Source organism: Mesorhizobium sp. W016 (assembly GCF_054719485.1).
The window spans coordinates 4,364,478-4,382,840 of record NZ_JBTTIF010000002.1 but is presented as its reverse complement, the minus strand read 5'-3'; the positions used below and the strand labels follow the sequence as shown (position 1 = coordinate 4,382,840).

The following is an 18,363-nucleotide window of genomic DNA, read 5'->3' as shown; positions in this document are numbered from 1 at the left end:
AGGAATGACCTGACAGGCTGACAAAATGGCAAGCGGCATCAAGACCAAGAAGATCCTGCTGGTGTCCAGCGACCGGACCTTTGCGCAGGATACGCGCACCGCGTTCGCGGCCTCGGAGGTGATCCAGCTTTCGACCGTCGAGAAGAACATTACCGAACTGCGCGGCGAGGTCCAGGAAGCCGATTTCGGCGCGCTCATCGTCGACATGGATGCGGCAAAGCTGGAAGAGATCGAGTCGCTGCAGCGCATCATGCGCCGGCTTGAAGGCCGCGTTCCGGTGGTCGTCGTCACCCAGGAATTCAACGCAGCCGCAGTGCGGATCCTGGTGCAGCTCCAGGTCGCCGATTTCCTGGTCAAGCCGATCACCACCGCCGATCTGGTGCGGTCGGTCGTGCGCGCGCTGCAAGGGCCGGGGCGCGAGGAAAACACCGAGTCGCAGATCTATACCTTCATGCCGGCCGCCGGCGGCGTCGGCACCACGACGCTGGCGCTGCAGACCGCCTTCCAGCTGCATCATTCGGTGACGCGCGGCGCGTCGACCTGCGTGGTCGACCTCAATTTCCAGCAAGGCGCCTGCGCCGAATATCTCGACCTCGAGCCGCGCTTCGACATCACCGAAATCGAGAACCAGCCCGAGCGCCTCGACCGTCAGCTGCTGGATGTGATGCTGTCCAAGCATGCGAGCGGGCTCTGCGTGCTGGCGGCGCCAACGCATCCGTCGGAAATGCGCTCGTTCAAGACCGATGTCGTGGTGCGCATGCTCGATCTCGTCTCGGCCTATTTCGATAACGTCGTTATCGACATGCCGCGCACCTGGTTTCCGTGGACGGAGACGGTGCTGCTCGGCTCCAACAAGCTCTACATCGTCGCCGAAATGACGGTGCCATGCCTGCGCCACACGCAGCGGCTGATCCAGGCGGTCTACGAGACGGCCGGCAAGGAAGTGAAGCCGAACGTCATCGTCAATCGTTTCGAGCAGAAGATGTTCGACAACGGCATCAAGCAGGCGGATGTCCAGGAAATCCTGGGCGAGCATTTCGTCGGCGGCATCTCCAACAATTACCGGCTTGTGCGTGAAGCGGTCGACCGCGGCGTGCCGCTGCATGAGATCGACCCGAACGCCAATGTCGTCAACGATCTGAAGAGGATCATCCTGCCGGAAGAAGCCGTGGTGACGCCGGAGAAATCGCGCTCGCTGTTCGGCATCGGCAGGGGCCTCCTGAAGAGGAAAGCCGGATGACCAGCCGCTTCTCGACCCTGCAGAACCGTGACGTCCGCGCGCTGAAGCCGGCCGAGGCGGCGCCGGTCGCGCATCACGCCGTGGTCATCCCGACGAACCGCAAGGCCTTGCCGCCGAAGCCGGAGACAACACCGGGAAAAAGCGCCAACAAGGTGCTCGATGCCCGCGTGCGCATCCACCGGCTGCTGCTGGAGGAGATCAACCTGGTCGCGCTGGAGCGCCTGCCCAAGGATGAGATGCGCCGGCAGGTGCAGGAGTTCGTGTCGGAAAAGACCCGCCAGGAGCGTATGGCGATCAACACCGTCGAACTTGAAGCACTGGTCGACGACATCGTCGATGAGATGGTCGGCCTCGGGCCGCTGGAACCGCTGCTCAAGGATCCCGACATCAACGATATCCTGATCAACGGCCACCAGAACTGCTTCGTCGAAAAGCGGGGCAAGCTGCAGCAGGTCCATATCCCGTTCAAGGACGAGGCGCATCTGTTGCGCATCGTCAACAAGATCGTCGCCGCCGTCGGCCGCCGGGTCGACGAATCGCAACCGATGGTCGACGCCCGCATGCTCGACGGCTCGCGCTTCAACGCCGCCATTCGCCCGGTCGCCGTCGACGGGCCGCTGGTGTCGATCCGCAAGTTTTCAAAGAACAAGCTCGGCCTGCACAAGCTGGTCGAGTTCGGCGCCATCACCCAGAACATGGCCGAGGTGCTGGCGGCTGCAGTCCACGCCCGCAAAACGACCATCATCTCGGGCGGTACCGGCACCGGCAAGACGACGATGCTCAACGCATTGTCAGCCTTCATTCCGGAAGACGAACGGTTGATCACCATCGAGGACGCGGCCGAACTGCAGCTGCAGCAGCCGCATGTCGCGCGCATGGAAACGCGCCCCGCCAACATCGAAGGTCATGGCGAGCTGAAGCAGCGCGACCTGGTCAAGAACGCGCTGCGCATGCGCCCTGACCGCGTCATCCTCGGCGAGTGCCGCGGCGAGGAGGCCTTCGACATGCTGCAGGCGATGAACACCGGCCATGAAGGCTCGATGGCGACCATCCACGCCAACACGCCGCGCGACGCCATTTCGCGCCTCGAGCAGATGCTGGGCATGACCGGCATGCCGATGACGGTGCAGTCGATCCGCAGCCAGATCGCCAGCGCGCTCGACCTTATCGTCCAGCTGACGCGACTGTCGGACGGCAAGCGCAAGGTGACCAGCGTCGCCGAGGTGACCGGCATGGAAGGCGACGTCATCCAGATGCAGGAGATATTCCGCTTCGTGCGCACCGGCATGGAAGCCGACGGCAAGATCCTCGGTCACTACGAGGCGACCGGCATTCGCCCGCGTTTCCTCGAGGACCTGCGCAATATGGGCATTGAATTCCCCGGCAAATATTTCGAACCCGGCCGGCCGCAGGAGTAGCCGGGTGTTCGAGAATTTCAGCCCGATCTATGTCGTCTATGCCGCGGCAGCGCTGACCGGCATCATGATCGCCGAAGGCTGCTATCTGCTCTATGCCGGCCGCAGCGACAAGCGCCTGGCTATCAACCGGCGCATGAAGCTGCAGGAAAACAAGATCAGCCAGGAACAGGTGCTGATCCAGCTGCGCAAGGAACGCGGCCTCGATTCCGGCACGTCATTCTTCTCGCCCGACCGTTTTCGCGCGCTGCGCACGCAGTCTGGCATGGTGATGCCCTTGCCGAAATTCCTGACGATGACGACGGGCGTGGCGCTGGCGATGATGCTCGTCGCGCTCTGGTACGGCCTGCCGCTGTTGCTCGCCATTTTGCTGTTTGTGGTGCTGACAGCGCTGCTGCCGGTAATTGTGCTGCGTTCCAAGCGTGCCCGGCGGGTGAAGCGTTTCGGCGTGCAGTTGCCGGAGGCGCTGGAATTGATCACGCGCGGCTTGAAGGCCGGGCATCCGGTTCCGGTGGCGATCTCCATGGTGTCGCGCGAGATGCCCGATCCGATCGGCACCGAATTCGGCGTTATCTCCGACGAGGTGACTTATGGTTCCGACCTGGTTTCGGCGTTGAATTCACTGTTTGATCGCGTCGGCCAGGAGGATCTGCCGCTGTTCGTCACCGCGGTTTCCATCCAGACGAGTTCGGGCGGCAATCTGCGCGAGATCCTCGACGGGCTGTCGACGACGATCCGCGAACGCGGCAAGCTGCGCCGCAAGGTGCGCGCCATTTCGACCGAGGGTCGTATGTCGGCCTATATCCTGACGGCGGTGCCGGCGCTGCTGTTCGCCGCCATCATGGTGATGATGCCGCAATTTTATCAAAGCGTCTGGGATGTGCCGAAGACCTGGTATCTGCTGGGCGGTTCGGTGACATGGCTGATGCTGGGCAACATCATCATGTTCAAGATGTCGAACTTCCGGTTCTGAGATGGAGCAGGTGATCCAGTTTCTTGCCTCGCTGGCGCCGACGTCGCTGATGCCGGTAGCCGCGATGCTGCTGGCGTTGGGCGGCAGCGCGGTGGCATGGCCGCTGGTGGTGGCCAAAGGCGACCGCAACGATCTCAAGCGCCGGCTCAAGATCGACGACAGCAAGACTCCCCAACAGGCCGAGGTGGCGCCGAAGAAGAACCAGAGCGTCGTGCGCGAGAAGGCGGTGAAGCGGGCGCAGGAATTCTACGCCAAGAGCGATCCGGAAAATGTCGCCCGGCTGCGTATGAAGCTGATCCAGGCGGGCTATATGGAGCCGCGCGCGGTCGGCACATTCTTCCTGATCCGCTTCGCCTGCCTGGTGGGCGCAGCGATCGGCGCGTTCCTGGTCAACCATTGGATGGGCAGCGCCGATTCCACCGCGACCAGCCGCTGGACCTTCATCATCCTGTCGGGAGCCGCCGGCTATTTCGTGCCCGGCCTGGTGCTCAGCCAGAAGGTGCGGGAAAAGATGCGCGAATACCGCAACGGCTTTCCCGACTTCATGGATTTGATGATCGTCTGCTCCGATGCCGGCATGAGCATGGAGGCCGGCATCGAGCGCGTCTCGAAGGAACTGGCCAAGACCTATCCGTCGCTGAGCCAGAATCTGCAGCTGGTGTCGCTGGAACTCAGGGCCGGCCGCAGCCTCGACGATGCATTGAAGGCGCTCGCCGACCGCCTCAGCCTGGACGAGGTGCGCTCCTTCGCCACGCTCTTGCAGCAGTCGAAGGAACTCGGCACCAGCCTCGCCGGGGCGCTGCGCGTGTTCTCTGACGAAATGCGCCACAAGCGCATGTCGTTGGCCGAGGAGAAGGCACATGCCTTGCCGGCCAAGATGTCGGTGCCGGTGGTGGTGTGCATCCTGCCGGTGGTGCTGATGATCGCCGTCATCCCGATCATCGTCAAAATGACGGCGGTTCAGTAGATACCAAGGCAGTAGATACCAAGTGGCCGCCCGGCGGCTTTCTGCGGTTACTCACTTCAACTACGCTTCGCCTGGATGTCATATCCGGCCGGTTTGGCCGCTCTCCTTCGGCAAAATCCGAAAAAAGCAAAATGAGTGAGCCGTCCATGCGAATAGTCTTGTGCACCGCCTTCCTCGGCCTCGCCGCGGCCAGTCTGTCGCCGGCCTCGGCCGCGGCCGACGATTGCGGCGACGCTGCCGCTCTGGTGCAGCAGGCATATCCCAAGGCCCAAAAGAGTGCCGATGGCGCCTCCTTCACGCTCGAACCTCATACCAGCATCGCCCAGACGCTTTGGGATGGCGATGCGCCATTCGGCGTGGTCTGCAAGATCTGGCCCGCCCATGACGACCTGTTGTTGGTCGCCGTGCCGCTGATCGACAGCTCCCAATCCAGCGACGACGGGCATGTCGGCGATGTCGAGCTTCTGGTCGTCGACAGGAAGACCCGGCAGGTGCGCCAGCGCCTGCTCCAACCCGGGCTGATGACCGATGATGCCGTCGGCATCCGCGGGATCGACTTCGATACCGGGCGCTACAGATTGGCGCCCGATGTCGGCGCCTTCGGCCTGCGCATCGACATGGCAAACCATTCGCAGCCGAATCCTTTCAGTGAAACCGACCTGCGGCTCTATGCCCTTGACGGCGGTGCTCTGCGCCTGGTGCTCGACGGCATCATCGTGGCCGGCTTTGGCGGCGAAGGCGACACCAATTGCGCAGGATCCTTTCAATCCAGCCGGGTCAGCCTGGCGATGAGCCCGGCGAGACATCACGGCTATCACGACATCACAGTGTTCGAGCGGTTGGACACCGACAATCCGTCTGTCGACAAGAATGGCGAGTGCCAGTCCCATCCCGGCAGGTCCATGAAACGAACCTACCGGCTGCGCTACGACGGCAGGCGCTATCAGTTTCCGGCGGGGCTCAAGGCGCTGGAGCCGGAATAGGCTTCGGTTGGTTAATGGCTTCTGTGCCCGAAACCAAATTTTAGGCGCGTTTCCGCACTGAAGTTTAATCGCCCTGTTGTAGTCTGCTTCCTCAGAGAACGACCCGGTAAATCGGGCGATTGGGGCCAGGGGCATGCGTCACAGAAGTTTCACGGCAATGGCCGCGCTAGCGGCGGTCTTGATGGTCGGCGGCTGCACGACCGACAACGTCGACAAAACCAAGACCACATCGATCCAACCGGTGGCAAAAGACGTCAGCACCTCCGACCTTGCGCAAGGCAAGGCGCAGTTCCGCGAGGCCAATTACGGCCTTGCCGAACAGCATTTCCGCAAGGCCGTGGAACTGAAGGCCGACAGTGCCGAGGGATGGATGGGGCTTGCCGCCTCCTATGACGAACTCGGCCGCTTCGACTTCGCCGACCGCGCCTACGACCAGCTTTTGAAGGTTGCCGGGCGCAAGCCGCAGATTGTCAACAATATGGGCTATTCGCAGCTGCTGCGCGGCAACAAGAAGAAGGCGAGAGCGCTGCTCATGGAAGCAAGGGCCGGCATGGCCGACCCGAGCGTGATCAACGCCAATCTGGCGCTGCTCAACAAGGGCTGAGACTAGGGACACTCGCGTGCCGAGCTTTGCGGGACGGCAGTCGACGCTTTGTAAACCCTGTCGGCAGGTTGCTTTGAAAACCGGCCGAAAACGGTGTCTCCGGCCGGTTGCATGCCTATGATGCGCCACAAATCGAAGATCCCAAAGGTTGCCGCTCATCCATGCTGGATTTCAGTTCGCTATTGCTGGCGGCTGCGCTGTCGGGCACATGCCTGAGCGTCACCATGTTTGTGATCTGGTTCACGGCGCCGCGTGCACGCTTCGTGCTGACGGTTGCGTGCGGCATTCTCGTCCTTGTCGCCCACGTCATCGTCTTCTGGCGCTACACGAGGGAGCCCAGTCCGTTGCTTTGTCAGGCAGCGTTGGCGCTGCTCAGCCTCGGTTTCCTGGCGCTTTCACTTTCGGCCATGCAATATCTTGGTGTGCGCAATTACAGCCGCGCTGTCCTGCCGGCCATGCTCGCGATCGCTGTCTGCGCCGGTGTGACCTATCTCGGTTTCGATGGTGTCGGCTTCATCCTCACCTATACGACGGTAACAGTGTTGCTCGCCTCGACCGGGGTGATGTTCTGGATCAAGGGCGGTCATGATCGCGGCATTCTGCTGGTCGTTTCGGCGCTAAGCGGCGTCTGCGGCGTATCCTTCGGGCTCTGCGGCGCTGTGCTTCTGGTCAAGGGCCAGTGGGTGCTCGGCGTCGCGCCCGACAATTGGGCCGAGCGGTTGAATTCGGTCGTGGCAGTCGCCTGCATGACGGCGCTCGGCGCGCTGACGCTCTCGCTGCATCATCTGCAGGCACAGATCGAACTGAAGGCCGAGACCTTGACCGACCCGTTGACCGGTCTCATGAACCGGCGGGCTTTGAACTCGCTTTATGGCGAGCGCGTCTTCGGCCCGTTCATGTCGGTCGCCATGTTCGACCTCGACCACTTCAAGCGGACCAACGACATCTATGGCCATCCCGTCGGCGACCGGGTGCTCTGCCGTTTCGCCGCAGTCATCAAGAAGTATGACAGGGTTGGCGTCGACGCCTTCCGGCTGGGCGGCGAGGAGTTCGCGTTGGTCATGTCTCGGATGACCGAAGACAAGGCCTACGATCTCGCCAGCAGGATCGGCGTCGCCTTCGGCACAGAAGTGGTGCCGACGCCGCGCGGGCCGTTGCGCAGCAGCGTCAGCGGCGGCATTGGCTTTGGCAAGGAAGACGGCAGCAGCCTGGATGAAGTGCTGGCCGAGGCCGACCGGGCGCTCTACGCGGCCAAGAACGACGGGCGAAATCGCGTGCTTGTCCTCAACGGCAAGGCCGATGGGCCGGCCTTGCGTTCAGCCTGACAGGCCAGAGTGTTATTCGGCGGCGCCGAGATATTCCGACAACGGCGGGCAGGAGCAGACGAGGTTGCGGTCGCCGGCGACATTGTCGATGCGCGAGACCGGCGGCCAGTATTTGGCCGCTGTATCGACATCGCCGGCGGGGTAGGCCGCTTCCAGCCTCGAATAGGGGTGAGTCCACTGGCCGGCAAGGGTTTCGGCCGCCGTGTGCGGGGCATTGACCAGCGGGTTGTCCTCGAGCGGCCATTCGCCCTTCGCCACTTTCGCTGCCTCGCCGGCGATGGCAATCATCGCCTCGCAGAACCGGTCGAGTTCGCGCTTGGGCTCGGACTCTGTGGGCTCGACCATCAGCGTGCCGGCGACAGGGAACGACATGGTCGGCGCGTGAAAGCCGTAGTCGATCAGCCGCTTGGCGATATCATCGACGCTGATGCCGGCGCTCTCCTTGAGGACGCGCGTGTCGAGGATGCATTCATGCGCGATGCGATCGTGCCTGCCCTTGTAGAGAAGCGGGAAGTGCGGCGCGAGCCGCGTCGCCACATAGTTGGCCGAGATGATCGCCGTCTCCGTCGCCTGCTTCAGGCCGGCGGCGCCCATCATGCGGATGTACATCCAGGTGATGGGCAGGATGGAAGCGCTGCCGAACGGTGCGGCCGACACGGCATGCGCCGAGCCTTCGGTGACATGACCAGGCAGATAGGGTTTCAGATGCGCCCTGACGCCAATTGGACCGACGCCCGGACCGCCGCCGCCATGCGGGATGCAGAAGGTCTTGTGCAGGTTCATGTGGCAGACATCGGCGCCGATATCGGCGGGCCGCGCCAGCGCGACCAGCGCGTTAAGGTTGGCGCCGTCGAAATAGACCTGGCCGCCATGTTCGTGGATGAGAGCGCACAGGTGGCGCGCGCCTTCCTCGTAGACGCCGTGCGTCGAGGGATAGGTGAACATCAGAGCTGCGAGATTCTTGGAATGCTCGTTGGCCTTGGCTCGCATATCGTCCATGTCGATATTGCCGTCCTCCAGGCAACGCACGACGACGACGCTCATGCCGGCCATCGCCGCACTCGCCGGATTGGTGCCATGCGCGGACTGGGGGATCAGGCAGATGGTGCGATGGCCTTCACCGCGCGCGCGGTGATAGGCGCGGATGGCGAGCAGGCCGGCATATTCGCCTTGGCTGCCGGCATTGGGCTGCAGGCTGACGGCGTCGAAGCCGGTGATCTCCGCCAGCCAGCCTTCCAGCTCGCCGACCATGGCGCGATAGCCGGCCGAATGGCTGGCCGGCGCGAAGGGATGGAGGTTGGCGACAACAGGCCAGCTGACCGGCATCATTTCGGCCGCCGCGTTGAGCTTCATGGTGCAGGAGCCCAACGGGATCATGGTGCGGTCGAGCGCCAAATCCTTGTCGGCTAGCCTGCGCAGCAGGCGCATCATGTCGGTCTCGGAGTGGTTTTCGCGGAAAACCGGCTGGGTCAGAAACTCCTTGCCGCGCGGCTTGCCGGGCATCGCGCCGGCCTCAGTAGCGCCGGACTTGGCGCCGAACAGGGCGGCGATAGCCTCGAGATCCGCCTCGGTCGAGGTTTCGTCGAAGGCGATGCTGATGCGGTCGGCATCGATGACGCGCAGCAGCCGGCCACCTTTTTCAGCGGCAGCGGCGATCGAAGCTGCCTTGCCCTTCACTTCGGCCGTCACCGTGTCGAAACGGCTTGAGCCGAGCACGGAAACACCAGCGGTTTTCAGGCCTGCTGCGAGGCCGTTGGCGAGCTCATGAATTCGGGCTGCGATCGCCTGCAAACCAGTAGGCCCGTGCCAGATCGCGTATGCGGTCGCCATGTTGGCAAGCAGCGCCTGCGCGGTGCAGATGTTGGAGGTCGCCTTGTCGCGGCGGATATGCTGTTCGCGCGTCTGCAGGGCGAGGCGATAGCCGGGACGACCCTTGCTGTCGATCGACTGGCCGACGAGGCGGCCGGGCATCAGCCGGGTCAGCTTGTCGGAGACGGCGCAATAGGCGGCGTGCGGGCCGCCAAAGCCCATCGGCACGCCAAAGCGCTGCATCGGGCCGACGGCGATGTCGGCGCCAAGCCTGGCCGGCGCTTCGGTCAGCGTGAGCGCAAGCGGATCGGCGATGAAGACGACCACGGCGCCGGTGGCGCGAGCCTTCTCGATCGCCGCCTTGTGGTCGCCATAAACGCCAAACGTGTCCGGCCAGGAGACCAGCAGGGCGGCGGTGTTGTCGTCGATGGTCTCGCCATCGATCTCGATGCCGAGCGGCTCGGCGCGGGTGCGCACGACGTCCAGCGTCTGCGGATGCGGCGTGCCGGCCAGCGCCACCTTGGTGCGCTTGTCGCGGTGATGGCGCAGCGCGATGCCGACCGCTTCGGCCACCGCCGTCGCTTCGTCGAGCAGGGAGGCCGAAGCCACCGGCAGGCCGGTCAATTCGGTGACCAAGGTCTGGAAGTTGAACAGCATTTCCAGGCGGCCCTGGCTGATCTCGGCCTGGTAGGGCGTATAGGCGGTGTACCAGGCCGGGTTCTCGAACAGGTTGCGCTGGATGACCGGCGGCACATGGACGCCGTGATAGCCGGCGCCGATGAAGCTCTTCAGCACCCTGTTTTTTGCCATGGTCGCAGCCAATTCGGCCAGCGCTTCGGCTTCGCTCGCCGGCGCGGGAAGGGCTAGCGGCAGATCGAGGCGGATCGACTGCGGCACGGCCTGGCTGATCAGCGTCTCGACGGAGGGAACGCCGATCACGGCAAGCATGGCTCTGACGTCGTTTACATCAGGACCGATGTGGCGGGCCGAGAAGGGGGTAAGTGCTGCGCTCATGGCAATAGGTCCTGATGTCAACCGATATGGGCTTTGTAGGCGGCCTCATCCATGAGGCCTGCGAGTTGGCCTTCGTCGGCGAGCTTCATCTTCCACAGCCAGCCGTCGCCGGTCGCAGCGGAGTTGACCAGCGACGGGTCCGAGGACAGCGCGCCGTTGGCGTCGGTGATCTCGCCATCAACCGGCGCATAAACATCGGATGCCGCCTTGACGGATTCGACGACCACGGCGGTGTCGCCCTTGCTGAGTTTGGTGCCGATTTGAGGCAGTTCGACGAAGACGAGATCGCCAAGCTGTTCCTGCGCATAGTCGGTTATCCCGACGGTGGCGATGCCTCCCTCGACGCTCAGCCATTCGTGATCTTGTGTGAAATAGGTTTTTGCCATCGGAATTATCCTTTGCGGTAGCGATGAGGAGTGAAGGGCAAGGAACTGATATCGACCGGGATTTTCGTCCCGCGAACGTCGGCGAACAGTTTCGTGCCCGGCTTGGCCAAGGCCGTTGACACATAGCCCATGGCGACGGGATGGCCGGCCGACGGGCCGAAGCCGCCTGATGTCACGTAGCCGGCCGGATCGCCGTCGGCATCGAACAAAGCAGCGCCGGCGCGCACCGGCTGGCGGCCGTCCGGCTTCAGGCCGACGCGCTTTTGCGACGGCCCGCGCTCCAGGATGGACCGCAGCGCATCGGCGCCGATGAAGGACCCGCCGGCGCGGAGATCTTTGGGGATCGCCCACATCAGGCCGGCACTCGCCGGATCGATCTCCGGCGTGATGTCCTGGCCGTGCAGGCACAGGCCGGCCTCCAACCGCAGCGAGTCGCGGGCAGCAAGGCCGATCCACAACACACGCTCGTCCTCGAGCAGTTTCGCGGCCAGAGCGCGCGCATCCGCCTCCGGCAGGCCGATCTCGAAGCCGTCCTCGCCGGTGTAGCCGGAGCGGCTCATGAACCAGTTTTGCTTCGGCTCGATGCCATGCATGAACAAGAGCGAGCCGGTCTCGATGCCGGCGCGGGACAAGGCAGCCCAGGCTTCCGGCCCCTGGATCGCCAGGAAGACGCGGTCGAGCGCATCGACTTTGACGTCGAAGTCCGCGGCCAGCGCACGCAAATGCTTCTCGTCCTCGACCGCATTCCCGGCGTTGGCGACCACCATGAAGCGCTCGGCGCCGAGCCGGGTGACGATCAGATCGTCGATGATCCCGGCGGCCTCGTTGAGGAAGAAACTATATTTGGACTGTGAAATCTCAAGCGCGCCGGCATCGAGCGGACTGGCGCGGTTGAGCAGTGCCGCAGCGCCCCGTCCGCTGATCTCGAACAGCTTCATATGCGAAATGTCGAACAGGCCGGCATGTTCGCGGGTGTGAAGGTGCTCCTTCATCACGCCGGCCGGATAGGTCAGCGGCATCGACCAGCCCGCAAAGGCGCCAAAGCGTGCGCCGGCGGCGGTGTGCAGATCTTCGAGAGGAAGGTGTTTGGTGTCGTCGCCCGTCATGTCATCTCCAGAGTCGCACGCAATCGGCCGCTGCTGGCGACCAGTCCGTGCCCCTCTGTCTGAAGCCTGAGAGACTCGCGCAACCGGAACTCTGTCGGCGACGCTTACACCTTCGGCGCGGGGGCAAGCCCCGACTTTCCAGAGTGTCTTTCCCGTCTACGGTTCTTTTGCCTGAGAGATTTCGGGCGATTTCCCCTTCGGCGGCAGCTCGCGCTGCTCTCTCCCGCAAACAGGTAGGACTCAAAACTTAAGCCCTCGACGCGCCATCCATAGCTTGTCGGCGACACCTTGTCACCTGCCAGCGACACGTAAAGCGCGTCGTCTTTACAGTCTTCGCTAACCACGCCGTTTGCCGGTTTTTCAAGACAATGGCGATATTCTGGGCTGACGGTTTGGCCGGCAATTGCGTTGGGCACGGCGGATGGGGATTGACAGATGGGCGAACGGATCGGGAGCGCGCCGGTGGCGGGGCTGGCCTCGAAGGACCGCATCACGGCGGAAGATGTCGTCATGCTGCGTCGCGAAGTGTTCGCTGACGGCGTGGTGACGCGCGGCGAGGCTGAAGCACTGTTCGCGCTCGATGCGACAGCGACGGACAAATGCCCGCAATGGCCTGAATTCTTCGTCGAGGCCGTTACCGACTACATCGTCCACCAGGAAAAGCCGGCAGGCTATATCTCTGAAGACAATGCCGGTTGGCTGATCCAGACCATCTCGCGCGACGGAATGGTCGACAGTGTGACCGAACTGGAGCTCCTGGTGCATGTGCTGGAAAGGGCGAAATCATCGCCCGGCCGGCTCTCCGCCTACGCGCTCGAGCAGGTCGCCAACGCGGTGGTCGACGGCAAGGGACCACTGATGCTCGGCGGCGCGCTGGTTCCCGGGCTGGTCGCCAAGGCAGAGGTCGATCTGTTGCGCCGCATTCTCCACGCCTATGGCGGCGACGGTAACATTGCCATCACACGGGTTGAGGCCGAGGTGCTGTTCCAGATCAACGAGCAGACCGCAGCGGCCCACAACGACCCGTCCTGGAACGACCTGTTCGTCAAGGCGCTCGCCAATTTCGTCATGTGTTCGGCCGGCTACGAAGCGCCGACGCGCGATGTGGCGCTGCGTCGTGACAGTTTCTTGGACCAGGCCGAGCCCGAAATTGGTGGCTTCTTCAGCCGCATGGTGTCGGGCGGACTGGCCGGCATCATGGAAGCCTATCGTTCGCCCGGCGATATCGAGGCCGAATGGGAGTCGAAGAACCGTGCCGCCGAGGCACTCGCGCGCCGCGCCGAGACGATCGACGCCAGCGAGGCGAAATGGCTGGCCGATCGCATCGGCACCGACCGCCCGCTGCGTGACAATGAACGCGCGCTGCTGACGCTGATCAAACTCGCCTCGCCGGAGATACATCCGGCGCTCAAGCCACTGCTCGACAAGGTTGCTTAAGCCGCGCCGTTTTCTGCGACCGTTTTGCAGAGGACGATATTGGAGTGTCTTCAGGCCAATCGCCAAGTTCGGCCACGCGCTCGAAACCGGCTTCCTCAGGCAAGCTCGGTTCGGTCGGAGTCAGATCGTGCTCGGTCAGAATGCGAGGCCATCAAATCCCGCCATACCAGTCATAGCCATTGTCTTCCCAATAGCCGCCGCGGCCGCCGCCAATATTGGCAAAACTGTCGACGAGCTCGATCTTGTAGAGATACTTCGGCATCTTGTAGCCGAGCTGTCGTTCGACGCGCACGCGCAGCGGCGCGCCGTTTTCGACCGGCAGCGGCTTGCCGTTGAGGCCGTAGGCCAGGATCGTCTGCGGGTGGCGGGCATCGATCAGGTCGATGGTGCCGTAATATTTGATTTCCCCGGAGAGGCTGCGATCGATCGTATCGAGGCAGTGGAACATGACATAGCGGGCCTGCGGCTTGACCACAGCCTGGTCGAGCACCAGCGACAGCGGGGTGCCGGTCCATTTGGCGATGCAGCTCCAGCCTTCGACACAGTCGTGGCGGGTGATCTGCGTGCGGCTCGGCATGTTCTCCAACTGCTCGCGGCTGAGCGACAGCGGCTTTTCGACCAGGCCCGTTACCTCCAGCCGCCAGTCGGCGAAATTGTTGGCGAGCAGGCCCTTGTAGGTGTCATCGTCGGGCGCGGTGACGCCGTTCGGCCGCTGCGGCTGGCGGATGTCGGCCTCGGTGAATTCCGGCGCCAGAGCATCGCGGCCGGCAAGCCAGCGTTGCGCGCGGTAGGTCAGGCCATTGGCGTTTTCGAGGAAACTGCGCAGGCCATCGCCCATGCCGAGCTGGCTGTCGAAGGCATCGCAGCCCGACAACATGATGCCGGAAACGCCGAGGCCGGCACCCGTCAGGAACTTTCGGCGGCTGATCGGGAATTTGGCCATCTCACGCACTCCTCTCGCTGTCGCCATGCGTTGGCGGATCCGTGCGGTACCAGCCGGTGATGATCGAGCGCAGTTCGTTGATCGGGCCGGCAGCGAGGATCATCATCATATGGACGATGAAAAAGCCGACCAGCAGCACCATCACCGTGAAATGGATGGTGCGCGCCGTCTGCCGGCCGCCGAGCACTTCGTTTAACCAGGGCAGCACCGAGTTCATGCTCGGTGACATGGCGAGGCCGGTGATGATCATGAGTGGCAACAGCACGAACAGCACGCCGCCATAGGCTATTTTCTGCAGCGTGTTGTATTCGCGTGTGTGGTGGAACCTGAGCTTGGCGTGCTCGATGATGTCCTGCGGCAGCCGCTTGAGATCGTCAAGGCGCGGCGCCAGATCGCGGCGCAGATGGCCGTTGACAAGGCTGGCGACCAGCCAGACGACCAGGGTGGTGGTCAGTATCCAGGCGAAGAAGAAATGCACGACGCGGGCGGTGCCGAGATCGTAATAGGACGGGATCGTCGCCCAGGAGGGGAAGGCGCGCGAGGTTTGCTGACCGGCCGGGCCCGACCAGCCGAGCACGCCGGTGGTGTCGAAGCGATGGCCGAAGATTTCGGTATAGCCGCGCGGGCCGGTGGCGGTGTTTTCGGCGCCGATGGCAAAGACGGTGTTGTTGTACTCGAAGCCGGATTGCTTGCCGATGTAGAGCTGCGGCCGGGCATTGAAGATCTGCAGGCCGGACAAAAGCATGAAGAACAGCGAGATCGCCCACAGCCAGTGCGTCAGGCGGGTCCAGCGCGATTGCCGGTAGATCAGCGTCGCATCCTTCGTTGAGGCGGCATCGACGCCTGCGCCGGGCTGACTCACGGTAATGGTTTCCATCTTTTCCTCGCCTCCGGCTGCGCGATCCTGGGATGGCCGCGCTCGTCCTTGTCCTCCCAATACGTCGCTATCGAAAGCGATGTTTCATGCGGTCACGTTTTTATTACGGGCACGGGTTTATCGCGGGCACGGATACTCAATTGCCGAGGCTCACCGCGAGATTGACGACGGCGGCGACGATGACGGCGTTGAAGAAGAACGACAGGATCGAATGGACAAGCACCACGCGGCGCATATGCGAGGTCGTGATCGCGGTGTCGGCGGTCTGCGCGGTCATGCCGATCACCGTCGCGAAATAGAGAAAGTCCCAACCGTCCGGCCGTTTGCTGCCGGGAAAATCGAGGCCGCCGACCGGTATCTTCTTCTTGGTTTCGGCATCGATCGCGTCGCCGTCCATCCAGTAGACATGCGCATAGTGGAGGGCGGCCATGGCATGGATGGTGAACCAGCCAAGCGGGATCGACAGCATGGCGAAGCCGAGTTCGATGGGGTCGCGATCCTTGTGATTGATCAAAAGGAACAGCAGGACAATGGCCATGGCGACGATGCCGAGCGTGATGGCAAAGATGCCCAGCACTGGGAGGTCCAGTTCGCGCGCGTTCTTGCTGAGATAGCGGCCGGACAGCAGCGGCATCTTGGCGATGACGAGCGCGATGAAGACGACGAAGAAGGAATCGGCGGCAATCGAGATCGAATAGGCAAGCCGCGTGGAGACGGGGAGCGATCCAATCAAAGGCAATACCGCGGCAAATACGACCAGACCGACGGCTAGCGACACAAAGAACTGCTTGTGCCGCTGCAAGGGGTTATTCGGCGATGTGTCGGCCATAGCCCGACCTCGGATGATGCTTCACGTCTGGTCGGGTGTGACGGATTTCAGAGCCCGCCGCAAGATACGGTCGAGCTCACCCAGGAAACGCGAGCGATCCTGTGGCGCAAAGCTGGCATTGTAGCCCTTGCTCTCGCCGGTTTCGCGCAGATGCTGCTTCAAATCGCGCATTGCAACCGCCATGCCGATGGTCTCCGGCGTGAACGGCCGGCCGGTTGGCCCAAGCACATGCGCGCCGAGCCCCACGGTGCGAGCGGCAAGCGGGATGTCGGCGGTGATCACGATGTCGTTGGGTTTTGCGTTCTCGACGATCCAATCGTCAGCGGCATCGGCGCTTTTAGAGACGACGACGTTGCGAATCATCGGATCGCGCGACGGACGCAGCCCGCCATTGGAGACGTAGGTGACGACCACGCCATGGCGCTCGGCGACCTTCTCGACCTCGGCTTTCACCGGGCAGGCGTCGGCGTCGACGTAGATGGCGGGTGCGGGCATTATCTCTCCAAAACGGACATGGGGCCGGCATGTTACCCGGCCCCATGCCAGAAATCTCGTACCGTCAGGCCGGCAGCGCGCCCGACTTCTTCGCCGTCCAGGTGGCTATGTAATCCATCAGGCCGGGGTTGAGACAGTCATAGGGTTCGAGGCCGATCGATTTCAACTGGCCGCGAATGCCGTCCATGCGCTTGGGGTCGACACCGGATTCGATGATCGACGAGACGAAAGCGGTGAAGCCCGGCGGTGACCAGCCGTCTTCCTCGAAGCGCTCGGGATGGATGAAGGACAGACCCTTGAACGGATGATCGCGCTCGACCGGGCCGTGCATGTGGACGCCGCAACCGGTGCAGGCATGGCGCTGGATCAATGCTGCCGGATCGACCACCTTCAGCTTGTCGCCATTCTCGGTGACGGTGACGTCGCCAGTGCCGGCGACCGCCACGACCGAGAACACCGCGCCGTCCGGTTTCCAGCATTTGGTGCAGCCGCAGGCATGGTTGTGGGCGATCTGGCCCTTGACCGTCACCTTCACCGGCTTGCTGGTGCAGGCACAGACCAGCGTGCCGCCGGCAAAGCTTGCGCTTTCCTTCGGCAGGCCATTGTCGATTTTCGGATGCAGTTTCTCAGGCATTATCTTCCTCCCTTGTTGAACCCATGCAACTACAGTCGCTGGCCCTTCGGTCGGCGGCTTCTTCTCCTCAATAAACGACGACGCTCCTGATCGACTTGCCCTCATGCATGAGGTCGAAGCCCTTGTTGATGTCTTCCAGCTTCAGCAAATGGGTGATCATCGGGTCGATCTGGATCTTGCCGTCCATGTACCAGTCGACGATTTTTGGCACGTCGGTGCGGCCGCGTGCGCCGCCAAAGGCGGTGCCCATCCAGGTGCGGCCGGTGACCAGCTGGAATGGCCTGGTCGAAATCTCCTGGCCGGCGCCGGCCACGCCGATGACGACCGACTTGCCCCAGCCGCGATGCGAGGCTTCCAGCGCCTGGCGCATCACCTTGGTGTTGCCGGTGCAGTCGAATGTGTAGTCGGCGCCGCCGATCTGGTCGGCGCCGCGCTTGGTCAAGTTGACGAGGTGAGGAACGATGTCGCCGTCGATCTCCTTCGGATTGACGAAATGCGTCATGCCGAAGCGCTCGCCCCATGCCTTCTTGTCGTTGTTGAGGTCGACACCGATGATCATGTCAGCGCCGGCGAGCTTCAGGCCCTGGATGACGTTGAGGCCGATGCCACCGAGACCAAAGACGACAGCAGTCGCGCCTTGCTCGACCTTGGCGGTGTTGATGACCGCGCCGATGCCGGTGGTGACGCCGCAACCAATGTAGCAGATTTTGTCGAAGGGCGCCTCGGGGTTGACCTTGGCCACCGCGATCTCGGGCAAAACGGTGAAATTGGAGAAGGTCGAGCAGCCCATATAGTGGAAGATCTTGTCCTTGCCGATCGAGAAGCGCGAGGAGCCATCGGGCATCAAGCCTTGGCCCTGCGTGGCGCGGATGGCGGTGCACAAATTGGTCTTGCGCGACAGGCAGGATGGGCACTGCCGGCATTCCGGCGTGTAGAGCGGGATGACGTGGTCGCCCTTCTTGACCGAGGTGACGCCCTTGCCGACATCGACGACAACGCCAGCGCCTTCATGGCCGAGGATTGCCGGAAACAGGCCTTCGGGATCGGCGCCCGACAGGGTGAACTCGTCGGTGTGGCAGATGCCGGTCGCCTTGATCTCGACCAGCACCTCGCCTTCGCGCGGTCCGTCGAGGTCGACCTCCATGATTACCAACGGCTTTCCGGCGGCGACAGCGACAGCGGCGCGGGTTTTCATCAGGCAATTCCTCCCAAGGCGATTGGTCTTCAGGCTTTCAGGGTTTTTATACTGTTTCAACCCGATTTGGCGACCAAATATGGCGCAAATCTTGGCCCAGTCGTCGGCGAGCCCAACCTTCGCCCCTCGGC

General features: G+C 63.1%; 17 protein-coding genes and 1 riboswitch. Of the genes, 8 read left to right on the top strand and 9 right to left on the bottom strand.

The genetic code is table 11. The annotated features are described in order from the left end of the window. Positions 1 to 25 precede the first annotated feature (25 nt). The 7 genes from ACYG9V_RS21825 to ACYG9V_RS21795 all read left to right on the top strand — a co-directional run bounded on the left by ACYG9V_RS21825 (position 26) and on the right by ACYG9V_RS21795 (position 7,507). Positions 26 to 1,240 (top strand): AAA family ATPase, encoded by a 1,215-nt coding sequence (locus tag ACYG9V_RS21825; protein ID WP_023667601.1) that lies wholly within the window; start codon positions 26 to 28, stop codon positions 1,238 to 1,240. Then, positions 1,237 to 2,658 carry a CpaF family protein gene (locus tag ACYG9V_RS21820; RefSeq protein WP_023667600.1) on the top strand — a complete coding sequence of 474 codons (1,422 nt, stop codon included), beginning with the start codon at positions 1,237 to 1,239 and terminating at the stop codon, positions 2,656 to 2,658. Before ACYG9V_RS21825 ends, ACYG9V_RS21820 begins: the two co-directional genes overlap by 4 nt. A gap of 4 nt (positions 2,659 to 2,662) precedes the next feature. Next, entirely contained in the window at positions 2,663 to 3,628 is a 966-nt protein-coding gene (locus tag ACYG9V_RS21815; protein WP_023688292.1) for a type II secretion system F family protein, read from the top strand. Position 3,629: 1 nt separating this feature from the next. Beyond that, positions 3,630 to 4,595 carry a type II secretion system F family protein gene (locus ACYG9V_RS21810; RefSeq protein ID WP_023725707.1) on the top strand — a complete coding sequence of 322 codons (966 nt, stop codon included), beginning with the start codon at positions 3,630 to 3,632 and terminating at the stop codon, positions 4,593 to 4,595. After that, positions 4,526 to 5,578, top strand: a complete 1,053-nt coding sequence (locus tag ACYG9V_RS21805) for a PA3715 family protein (protein ID WP_352497758.1) — start codon at positions 4,526 to 4,528, stop codon at positions 5,576 to 5,578. The genes ACYG9V_RS21810 and ACYG9V_RS21805 overlap by 70 nt, the downstream gene beginning before the upstream one ends. Before the next feature lie 133 nt (positions 5,579 to 5,711). Beyond that, positions 5,712 to 6,182 (top strand): hypothetical protein, encoded by a 471-nt coding sequence (locus ACYG9V_RS21800; protein ID WP_023667596.1) that lies wholly within the window; start codon positions 5,712 to 5,714, stop codon positions 6,180 to 6,182. A gap of 161 nt (positions 6,183 to 6,343) precedes the next feature. Then, the gene (locus ACYG9V_RS21795; RefSeq protein ID WP_352765296.1) at positions 6,344 to 7,507 is read left to right on the top strand and encodes a GGDEF domain-containing protein; all 1,164 of its coding nucleotides are present in this window, start codon (positions 6,344 to 6,346) and stop codon (positions 7,505 to 7,507) included. Between the two features lie 12 nt (positions 7,508 to 7,519). Here ACYG9V_RS21795 and gcvP read toward each other — a convergent pair whose 3' ends face one another. The 3 genes from gcvP to gcvT are packed head-to-tail and all read right to left on the bottom strand — an operon-like array spanning position 7,520 to position 11,822. After that, positions 7,520 to 10,330 (bottom strand): aminomethyl-transferring glycine dehydrogenase, encoded by a 2,811-nt coding sequence (gene gcvP, locus ACYG9V_RS21790; RefSeq protein ID WP_352765297.1) that lies wholly within the window; start codon positions 10,328 to 10,330, stop codon positions 7,520 to 7,522. A 17-nt stretch (positions 10,331 to 10,347) separates the two neighbouring features. Continuing rightward, on the bottom strand, positions 10,348 to 10,716 hold the full coding sequence (gene gcvH, locus ACYG9V_RS21785; protein ID WP_023688297.1) for a glycine cleavage system protein GcvH: 369 nt from the start codon (positions 10,714 to 10,716) through the stop codon (positions 10,348 to 10,350). A 5-nt stretch (positions 10,717 to 10,721) separates the two neighbouring features. Continuing rightward, positions 10,722 to 11,822 (bottom strand): glycine cleavage system aminomethyltransferase GcvT, encoded by a 1,101-nt coding sequence (gene gcvT / locus ACYG9V_RS21780; RefSeq protein ID WP_023695441.1) that lies wholly within the window; start codon positions 11,820 to 11,822, stop codon positions 10,722 to 10,724. Between the two features lie 149 nt (positions 11,823 to 11,971). Then, positions 11,972 to 12,058, bottom strand: a riboswitch (glycine riboswitch). A gap of 199 nt (positions 12,059 to 12,257) precedes the next feature. Between gcvT and ACYG9V_RS21775 the strand changes: the two genes are divergently transcribed. Continuing rightward, positions 12,258 to 13,259 (top strand): hypothetical protein, encoded by a 1,002-nt coding sequence (locus ACYG9V_RS21775; protein ID WP_023735311.1) that lies wholly within the window; start codon positions 12,258 to 12,260, stop codon positions 13,257 to 13,259. A gap of 151 nt (positions 13,260 to 13,410) precedes the next feature. On the opposite strand, the gene ACYG9V_RS21770 is transcribed toward ACYG9V_RS21775, so the two are convergent. From ACYG9V_RS21770 to ACYG9V_RS21745, 6 genes are all read right to left on the bottom strand, one after another. Beyond that, positions 13,411 to 14,202: a molybdopterin-binding protein gene (locus ACYG9V_RS21770; RefSeq protein WP_023822981.1), complete on the bottom strand. Its 792-nt coding sequence runs from the start codon at positions 14,200 to 14,202 to the stop codon at positions 13,411 to 13,413. A gap of 1 nt (position 14,203) precedes the next feature. Then, positions 14,204 to 15,079 (bottom strand): cytochrome b/b6 domain-containing protein, encoded by an 876-nt coding sequence (locus tag ACYG9V_RS21765; protein WP_023822980.1) that lies wholly within the window; start codon positions 15,077 to 15,079, stop codon positions 14,204 to 14,206. 136 nt (positions 15,080 to 15,215) lie between these two features. Then, the gene (locus tag ACYG9V_RS21760) at positions 15,216 to 15,908 is read right to left on the bottom strand and encodes a DUF1345 domain-containing protein (RefSeq protein ID WP_023688301.1); all 693 of its coding nucleotides are present in this window, start codon (positions 15,906 to 15,908) and stop codon (positions 15,216 to 15,218) included. 21 nt (positions 15,909 to 15,929) lie between these two features. Further along, the gene (locus tag ACYG9V_RS21755; protein ID WP_023691149.1) at positions 15,930 to 16,403 is read right to left on the bottom strand and encodes a YaiI/YqxD family protein; all 474 of its coding nucleotides are present in this window, start codon (positions 16,401 to 16,403) and stop codon (positions 15,930 to 15,932) included. A gap of 64 nt (positions 16,404 to 16,467) precedes the next feature. Next, positions 16,468 to 17,037 carry an S-(hydroxymethyl)glutathione synthase gene (gene gfa, locus ACYG9V_RS21750; RefSeq protein ID WP_023691150.1) on the bottom strand — a complete coding sequence of 190 codons (570 nt, stop codon included), beginning with the start codon at positions 17,035 to 17,037 and terminating at the stop codon, positions 16,468 to 16,470. A 67-nt stretch (positions 17,038 to 17,104) separates the two neighbouring features. Further along, positions 17,105 to 18,232: an S-(hydroxymethyl)glutathione dehydrogenase/class III alcohol dehydrogenase gene (locus tag ACYG9V_RS21745; protein WP_023695437.1), complete on the bottom strand. Its 1,128-nt coding sequence runs from the start codon at positions 18,230 to 18,232 to the stop codon at positions 17,105 to 17,107. Positions 18,233 to 18,363 lie beyond the last annotated feature (131 nt).

Coding starts and splice junctions, on each gene's coding strand:
- ACYG9V_RS21760 (WP_023688301.1), bottom strand. CDS start 15,908: ATGGCCGACACATCGCCGAATAACCCCTTGCAGCGGCACAAGCAGTTC.
- ACYG9V_RS21825 (WP_023667601.1), top strand. CDS start 26: ATGGCAAGCGGCATCAAGACCAAGAAGATCCTGCTGGTGTCCAGCGAC.
- ACYG9V_RS21810 (WP_023725707.1), top strand. CDS start 3,630: ATGGAGCAGGTGATCCAGTTTCTTGCCTCGCTGGCGCCGACGTCGCTG.
- ACYG9V_RS21765 (WP_023822980.1), bottom strand. CDS start 15,079: ATGGAAACCATTACCGTGAGTCAGCCCGGCGCAGGCGTCGATGCCGCC.
- ACYG9V_RS21745 (WP_023695437.1), bottom strand. CDS start 18,232: ATGAAAACCCGCGCCGCTGTCGCTGTCGCCGCCGGAAAGCCGTTGGTA.
- gcvP (WP_352765297.1), bottom strand. CDS start 10,330: ATGAGCGCAGCACTTACCCCCTTCTCGGCCCGCCACATCGGTCCTGAT.
- ACYG9V_RS21800 (WP_023667596.1), top strand. CDS start 5,712: ATGCGTCACAGAAGTTTCACGGCAATGGCCGCGCTAGCGGCGGTCTTG.
- gfa (WP_023691150.1), bottom strand. CDS start 17,037: ATGCCTGAGAAACTGCATCCGAAAATCGACAATGGCCTGCCGAAGGAA.
- ACYG9V_RS21820 (WP_023667600.1), top strand. CDS start 1,237: ATGACCAGCCGCTTCTCGACCCTGCAGAACCGTGACGTCCGCGCGCTG.
- gcvH (WP_023688297.1), bottom strand. CDS start 10,716: ATGGCAAAAACCTATTTCACACAAGATCACGAATGGCTGAGCGTCGAG.
- ACYG9V_RS21755 (WP_023691149.1), bottom strand. CDS start 16,403: ATGCCCGCACCCGCCATCTACGTCGACGCCGACGCCTGCCCGGTGAAA.
- ACYG9V_RS21795 (WP_352765296.1), top strand. CDS start 6,344: ATGCTGGATTTCAGTTCGCTATTGCTGGCGGCTGCGCTGTCGGGCACA.
- gcvT (WP_023695441.1), bottom strand. CDS start 11,822: ATGACGGGCGACGACACCAAACACCTTCCTCTCGAAGATCTGCACACC.
- ACYG9V_RS21775 (WP_023735311.1), top strand. CDS start 12,258: ATGGGCGAACGGATCGGGAGCGCGCCGGTGGCGGGGCTGGCCTCGAAG.
- ACYG9V_RS21770 (WP_023822981.1), bottom strand. CDS start 14,202: ATGGCCAAATTCCCGATCAGCCGCCGAAAGTTCCTGACGGGTGCCGGC.